Source organism: Roseateles sp. P5_E1 (assembly GCF_054049335.1).
The window spans coordinates 1-711 of sequence record NZ_JBFUMN010000196.1 but is presented as its reverse complement, the minus strand read 5'-3'; the positions used below and the strand labels follow the sequence as shown (position 1 = coordinate 711).

Here is a 711-nt window from a genome sequence, read left to right as displayed (position 1 = left end):
TGGCATGGGTGTGTCCTTGACGACTACGAAGCACGGTGGAGCGAAGGACCGTTTGTTCGGCGCATGGTCTCACAAGGTCAGGTGCTGAATGCGCCCCTGAACCCAGTGGTCGCCGGGTAGGCGTAGGTATCGGCGGACTTCCGGGGCGGGAACCGGTGGTAGCCTAGGCCCTGCAGCGGCATGACAGCCCACCAGGCCGTCGCCGCGATCGGCGCCTGGCGGTGGCTTCACGCCATGGCGCGCGTCCGCCCGCCCAGCAGGGCAACAGGGTTGTAAAATGGCCTTCCGTTGACGTGTGGCTGAGGCTCATCGCAATGCCCTATACAAACAGCGACGCGATAGATCGGCTGCGCGATCAGATCCCTTCCTTCCGGTGCATTGTCGGGTGCCACGACTGCTGCGGTCCGGTTACGGTGTCGACCGAGGAAATGGCGCGCCTGCCCATCAAGAGCGAGGCCGAGCGTGATGCTGCCCTGGCTGAGCTCAGTTGCCCCTACCTGGGCAAGCAGGGGTGCGAGGTCTACGCCGAGCGCCCGCTGATCTGCCGTTTGTTCGGAACCACGCCTCGTCTGCGCTGCCCCAATGGCCAGCGGCCGGTCTATATGATCGATGAGGCAGTGGAAGACGAGATCCATCGCTTTCTTCGCAGCACGCGGCAGGTGCTGCTTTAGCCTGGCGGGCCTGCATTGAGCTGGCCGCAACGTCTTGCAT

General features: G+C 64.1%; 1 protein-coding gene. It reads left to right on the top strand.

The genetic code is table 11. From position 1 onward, the window contains the following. Positions 1-314 precede the first annotated feature (314 nt). Entirely contained in the window at positions 315-671 is a 357-nt protein-coding gene (locus ACXJKJ_RS30575) for a YkgJ family cysteine cluster protein (RefSeq protein ID WP_457319761.1), read from the top strand. Positions 672-711: the final 40 nt, after the last annotated feature.